This window comes from Neobacillus fumarioli NBRC 102428 (assembly GCF_001591485.1).
Lineage (GTDB): Bacteria > Bacillota > Bacilli > Bacillales > Cytobacillaceae > Neobacillus > Neobacillus fumarioli.
Window position 1 is genome coordinate 1 of the sequence record NZ_BCUZ01000151.1, and the last position, 5,945, is coordinate 5,945.

At 38.6% G+C, this 5,945-nt stretch carries 7 protein-coding genes and 1 pseudogene; 2 read left to right on the plus strand and 6 right to left on the minus strand.

The features are described 5' to 3' along the window. Positions 1-195: 195 nt before the first annotated feature. The 5 genes from BFU02S_RS14315 to BFU02S_RS14330 all read right to left on the minus strand — a co-directional run bounded on the left by BFU02S_RS14315 (position 196) and on the right by BFU02S_RS14330 (position 3,311). Complete coding sequence (locus BFU02S_RS14315) at positions 196-615, minus strand: universal stress protein (protein WP_066371987.1); 420 nt, start codon at positions 613-615, stop codon at positions 196-198. A gap of 52 nt (positions 616-667) precedes the next feature. Then, positions 668-1,201, minus strand: a complete 534-nt coding sequence (locus BFU02S_RS14320; protein ID WP_066371991.1) for an NAD(P)H-dependent oxidoreductase — start codon at positions 1,199-1,201, stop codon at positions 668-670. A gap of 27 nt (positions 1,202-1,228) precedes the next feature. Next, complete coding sequence (locus tag BFU02S_RS14325) at positions 1,229-2,458, minus strand: MFS transporter (RefSeq protein WP_066371994.1); 1,230 nt, start codon at positions 2,456-2,458, stop codon at positions 1,229-1,231. Then, positions 2,452-2,619, minus strand: a complete 168-nt coding sequence (locus tag BFU02S_RS17750; protein WP_369690709.1) for a hypothetical protein — start codon at positions 2,617-2,619, stop codon at positions 2,452-2,454. The genes BFU02S_RS14325 and BFU02S_RS17750 overlap by 7 nt, the downstream gene beginning before the upstream one ends. 209 nt (positions 2,620-2,828) lie before the next feature. Beyond that, entirely contained in the window at positions 2,829-3,311 is a 483-nt protein-coding gene (locus tag BFU02S_RS14330) for a staygreen family protein (protein WP_066371996.1), read from the minus strand. A 123-nt stretch (positions 3,312-3,434) separates the two neighbouring features. On the opposite strand from BFU02S_RS14330, the gene uvsE (BFU02S_RS14335) reads away from it, so the two are divergent. Both uvsE (BFU02S_RS14335) and uvsE (BFU02S_RS14340) read left to right on the plus strand, forming a co-directional pair. Next, on the plus strand, positions 3,435-4,391 hold the full coding sequence (gene uvsE, locus BFU02S_RS14335) for a UV DNA damage repair endonuclease UvsE (protein ID WP_066371999.1): 957 nt from the start codon (positions 3,435-3,437) through the stop codon (positions 4,389-4,391). Positions 4,392-4,424: 33 nt separating this feature from the next. Further along, a pseudogene (gene uvsE, locus BFU02S_RS14340) lies at positions 4,425-5,390 on the plus strand (UV DNA damage repair endonuclease UvsE). Between the two features lie 37 nt (positions 5,391-5,427). Here the strand turns inward: uvsE (BFU02S_RS14340) and BFU02S_RS14345 are convergent. After that, complete coding sequence (locus tag BFU02S_RS14345; protein WP_066372007.1) at positions 5,428-5,856, minus strand: pyridoxamine 5'-phosphate oxidase family protein; 429 nt, start codon at positions 5,854-5,856, stop codon at positions 5,428-5,430. Positions 5,857-5,945: the final 89 nt, after the last annotated feature.

The window sequence follows — 5,945 nt, forward strand, 5'->3', positions numbered from 1 at the left end:
TTATAACACTTAAGAATTTTGTCATATTTTGAAACATAATTGATAAAAATAAAATAAAATCTTCTGTTTTTGTAATGATTAAAAAAATAATGTAACAAAATTCCCAGGTTTTTGTGAAAATGACTGATTTTGAACCTCAACAAAAAACGCACTAGAAAGAATTCTAATGCGCTTGATAAGAAGCCGAGCTTTTTTCTATTTTAGAATTAGCACCGGACAATGCGCCGTTTGTACGACTTTATGACTCACACTTCCAATCAGTGCTTCCTTGATCAATCCCTTTCCTTCACTTCCCATGACAATAAGATCATAATGATGTTCTCTTGCATACATCGTAAGGACATGGGCAGGTTCCCCTTCAAATGAATGAGTTTCATAATTTATATTGATTTCTGACAGGAATTGAACCGCAGGTGCTAATATTTTTTTATTTTCTTCGTTCAACAATTGGTTCAAATCAATATTTAGCGCAGGCTCCGGCATAGGAACCTCTTTATTTATATACAAAATCGTCAATTTTTCCGTTCCGACTGCTTTTGCTAATTGTGCTGCATGCTCAAGGGCACGAGCAGAAGGCTCCGAGCCGTCAAATGCTGTTAAAATTTTTTTATACATACGTATCGTCCTTCCTTGCTAACATTTTAGACTCTATTTAGCGTACCGCTGTTCATTGATTGCCAGCAAACCTTTGGACTGTTTCAGCTACTCGTTTGCCAAGCGCCTTACCTAAAGCACGATCATTTTGCGTCAATTGGTTGTCAGGTTCATCTACCGGGCACGTGATGCCTACTCCATAATAGGAGCCATAAGCGGCATTTTCCGGAATATTCCCAGGCAAACCAACAATGATCATTCCTTGATGCAGCATTGGCGTGATCAGATTTAGCATGGTTGCTTCCACTCCGCCATGAGTGGTTGCTGTCGTACAAAAAACAGCACCGATCTTTCCTACTAATTTTCCGTGTGCCCAAAGATATCCTAATTTGTCAATCCAGTTTTTTAAACCTCCGCTGATCGAACCAAAGTGGCCGGGGCATCCCCAAATAATAGCGTCCATGTCTTCAAGGTCTCTAATGTTTGCATGGTTGACATGGTTGACATAAACTTCAGCCCCATTGACACTTTTTACACCTTCAGAAATGGCTTCTGCCAATGCTCGTGTATGTCCATTGTCACTGTCATATACAATGTAAATTTTCATTGTGGTTTCTCCTCCATAACATTTCTTTTAAGAGTTGTGCTGGAACCGCCGAAGTGCTTCCCGATACACTTGATCGTCCATCGGTTCATCCGGTTCCTTCCTATTTCCATTTTGCATGAACATGCGTATCGCTTCGCGGTATTCCTGATCGTTCATTGATGGATCGCTTTGACGTTCTTTAGCTTGTAAAGTTCCCTGTTGGATTGCTGCAATAGCTTTACGGAAATCAAAATCTCTATTATCGTTCGCATTGTCTAATACAGGCTTACGTTTAGGCATACTTGGTATTGCGACACTAACAGCAGCTTGCTCGCCAGACCCCTTTATTTCATGGATCTGTTCTTCTGCACCAACATATTTTCTGCCGCAGAATAAGGCAATAATGGCAATGGCCATTGTATTAGCTGAAATGCTTGGGTTATACCATTCAGCTAACTTCCCTGCCAAATAAGGTGCGATCGCTCCGCCCAAGAATCGGACAAAACTATAGGCTGCAGAAGCGACTGAACGTTCCACCGGTGCTACTTCCATAACCGCTGTTGTCACGAGAGTACCATTAATACCCATAAATATTCCGGCTACAATGACTGACACAATGATAATCGCTTTAGCAGACCATTGCATGCCCAATACATTGACTGTCGGGCTGCCTGCTGCTACCGTTAACCCCATCACAAGCAGGTCTACCGTGTTCAGCAGCAACATTACATACATAATGCGGCGCAAGTTGAACCTTTTTTCGACCTTTGGTGCTACAAATACCGAGAAGATGGCGAATGCAATACCCCAGCCGAAAAAGATAAGCCCAAGTTTCATCGCACTCATATTTAATACAAACGGCGTAAAGGCAAACAATGTATAAAAACCGTAATTGTAAAAGAAAGCGGTGAAAACCATTGCTAAGAGACCTGGAAAACGCAATGCCTTGATCGGATCCAGTACAGAGCTTTTTTGCTTTGGTTTTTCAATATTCGGCAGCAAAAATAATATCGCGAAGAACCCGATAGCCATCAGGATCGCTACACCGTAGAACGGCGCGCGCCAGGTGATTCCGCCCAGCCAGCCGCCAAGCAGTGGACCAACAGATAAACCAAGACCAATGGAAGCCTCATAAATGATAACTGCCGTGGCCGTTCCGCCGATTGTGACACTCACAATAACCGCTAAGGCCGTTGCAATAAACAGTGCGTTCCCAAGACCCCAGCCCCCACGGAACCAAATTATTTGGGTAACAGTGCCAGAAAATCCGGCTAACAATCAAACACAACGATAATAAAAAGACCGCCAAGCAGTGCCTTTTTTGGACCGATGCGGCTGGAAACCGCCCCAGTAATGAGCATCATGACAGCCGTCACAAGCATATAACTTGTAAACAGCAACTCAAAATCTATGTATTTTAAAATGTGTTCCGTCAACATATTCTATTGTATCCGATTGGAAAAGTTAACGGAAGACCTGTTCTGTAATGAATTTAAACATCAAAAATAGCCACTCAAAAAGTGACCTTTTTGCAATGCAGATTTTTGTGTTTCATCATAATAAAGTGTTTTAAATTTACGAAGTTATTTAAAAATGCACATCTGTTGTTCATAATCGAACCTTTTATTTGAAGAAGATTTTAAATAAATCACTTATTAAGGTCCAGGGAAAAGATAGAATCTAAATATTGACGAGGGCTACCAAAGTAAAGTACTTGATTGTATTGTGGATAGATGGATTCGAATTGGATAAAGATAGAGGAATTAAGCAACTGAGGAAAACAGCTGAAAAATTTGCGATCACCGTAAAATATAGCAGTTAAGGCAAGTTTCATTTCTCTTTGGAAAATCATAAAGCGTTGCTTAGAGGAGTGTTCATCAAATTCTCCTCCACTTACATAGACTTTGCCTTTAAATATAAGTTGCCCATTATGCTCGATCCATTCTGCTAAAACCTCGTCTCTGATTTTGAAGTTAATGGCAGAAAGGTTATATTGAGTTCCAATACTTAAAAATAATTCCCCAGTCGCATCAGAATGTGTCAAGGTATATTTTCGGCCTTTGACAGGCATACATTCAGTGGTAGATGGCAAAAATTGTGTGCATAATTTCGATGCATTAAATTTGGTCATAATGACAACTTCTTTCATTAAGAAAATAATTATATGGAAGCATATGTTTAAAAAAATATTTAGTTCTTAAGACGCCGATGTATGGGGAAATTAATTGTTGAATTAAATGAAGGAGAAAAATAGATGAAGATCCGTTTTGGGTATGTAGCCAATGCTTTGGGCTTATGGTACGCAAGCCCTTCCAAATCTTTGACATTTGCTCGCTATTCAGCTCTTTCTAAAAGCGAGAGAATGGACAAACTCAAATCTGTAACAGCACAAAATTTACAACATACGAAAAGAATTTTGTATTATAATATCGCCCACGAAATCTGTTTGTATCGGTTTTCAAGCTCACTTGTTCCTTTGGCAAGCCATCCGGAAGTAATGTGGGATTTCGTTACTCCTTTCAGAGCCGAGTGGGAAGAACTAGGTAAGATAATCCAACAATTTAAGTTTCGCCCAAGCTTTCATCCTAATCAATTCACTCTTTTTACAAGTCCACGGGAAGAAGTTACCATGAATGCGGTAAAGGATATGGAATACCATTTTAAAATGCTCGATGCGATGAATGCGCTAGAAAGGGGGATTATCAATATTCATATTGGCGGAGCTTATGGTGATAAGGATACTTCATTAAGGCGCTTCCATCATAATTTTAAAAAGTTGCCCCATACTATTAAAAAACATGTAACACTTGAAAATGATGATAAAACCTATGATGTAGAGGAAACACTGATTACTTGCGAAAAAGAAAAGGTTCCAATGGTTCTTGATTACCATCACTATATGGCGAATAAAGGAGAGGGTGACCTCTCACATTATTTACCACGGATATTTAATACATGGGATAGCTGTCCAACAGTGCCGAAGGTCCACATTTCTTCACCAAAGTCAGACCAAGCCTATCGTTCACATGCTGATTTTGTCTCTTTGGATTTTATCCTTCCGTTCTTAAAAATAGCAAAGGAGCTTGATAGGGATTTTGACATTATGATTGAAGCCAAGCAGAAAAACCTTGCTATGTTGAAACTTATAGAAGAAATCGCTTCTATTCGGGGAATCAAACGTATATCCAGCGGAGAGGTAGAATGGCGATAGGAAGATCAACTACTTTGGAATGAGGTGTGAAAAATGACGATTGTACGTCTCGGTTATGTAGCAATGAGCATGGAATTAAAAAATGCTTCTCCCTCACAAACCATGACATTTACACAATTCCAGAAAATTGATGACAGGGAAGCTGCTATTCGTAAATTGGAAAGGATTTCGCTATCGAACTTAGAACATACGCTACGAATTTTAAAGCATAATGCAGCATCTGAAATCCATTTTTATCGTTTATCTTCTCGTCTAATCCCTCTTGCCAACCATGAAGAACTTCTTGATTGGAATTATCTGAAGCCACTCCATAAACTGCTGCGTGAGATTGGTGATTTTGCCAATAATCACGAAATAAGAATTGATTTTCATCCGGATCACTTTGTTCTCATTAATTCCATGAAGAAAGAGATATTAATAAATTCCATCCAAACGTTGAAGATGCATTATTTATTATTAAAAGGGATGGGAATTGTACCTACTCATCGTTGTGTCATGCATGTGGGAGGTAATTATAAAGAGACAGATGTATCCCTTGAACGTTTTATAGATAATTGGATGAGCGTTCCTAGATCGATTCAAAAAATGATTATGCTCGAAAATGATGATACCTCATTTACGCTAGAAGATACTCTTTACTTGTGCGAAAAACTGGATATTCCTCTTGTTTTTGATTATCATCATCATCTTGCTCACTATCGAAATGCTGATTGGGAAGTTCATTGGAACCGAGTCCTCCAGACATGGAGGCATTCTCCTCTTCCTCTAAAAATGCATATTTCCAGTCCAAAAAGTCAAAAGGCATTTCGCCACCATACCGATTTTGTTGATGTGAAAATGGTTTTTTAGTTTTTAAAAGAAATTAAAGGCAGCGTTAAGCAAATTGATTGCATGATTGAAGCAAAAAGAAAAGATGAAGCACTGTTTCATTTAATGGAAGAGATTAAAGCAAGGGAGGATGTGGAAATCATTGATGGCTCTTCGTTCCATTTAAAATGATAGTTTGGCCATCAATGAGGTAATTTACTAATATTGACTAGCTTTTCAACGAGAATTCCTGTGGTGGCTCACCGTTTAGGTTTAAGATTCGGACTGTTTCGGGATGTATTTCAAGAAATACGTAGTTCGGATCATTGGGGCCATCAAACCATTTATTAAAAGATTCTTCCCAGAATTGATCCTTTAAAGATTGTGTATCATTAATAGATGAAGTGCCTAAAATTTCAACGAAGGCATCGCTTTGTCCTTTCTCTTCATAACCAAGCAATACCGAAACATATGGATTATTTTTAATTTCATCAATCTTTTCTGTGTCCTTTTTCGTTGGTGTATATAATGTTAAGTCCTCGTTGTAAAACGTCATATAACGTGAATGGGGCTTATTATTTTCAACCGATGCCAGGGTGCCCGTTCTGTGGTTAGAAATGATGTTAACAACCTTTTGTTTTAAATCTTGATTGCTCATTTATTGTCCTCCTATGGATTAGTTTCATTTTATTTTCCACTAAAGCAGGACAAATATACTGTAAGAAATTTACTTCTTGATAAAAAAGT

What these genes read in the sequence shown, in the direction of transcription:
- BFU02S_RS17750 (WP_369690709.1), bottom strand. Translation starts at nt 2,619, where the DNA reads ATGTTGACGGAACACATTTTAAAATACATAGATTTTGAGTTGCTGTTT.
- uvsE (WP_066371999.1), top strand. Translation starts at nt 3,435, where the DNA reads ATGAAGATCCGTTTTGGGTATGTAGCCAATGCTTTGGGCTTATGGTAC.
- BFU02S_RS14320 (WP_066371991.1), bottom strand. Translation starts at nt 1,201, where the DNA reads ATGAAAATTTACATTGTATATGACAGTGACAATGGACATACACGAGCA.
- BFU02S_RS14330 (WP_066371996.1), bottom strand. Translation starts at nt 3,311, where the DNA reads ATGACCAAATTTAATGCATCGAAATTATGCACACAATTTTTGCCATCT.
- BFU02S_RS14345 (WP_066372007.1), bottom strand. Translation starts at nt 5,856, where the DNA reads ATGAGCAATCAAGATTTAAAACAAAAGGTTGTTAACATCATTTCTAAC.
- BFU02S_RS14315 (WP_066371987.1), bottom strand. Translation starts at nt 615, where the DNA reads ATGTATAAAAAAATTTTAACAGCATTTGACGGCTCGGAGCCTTCTGCT.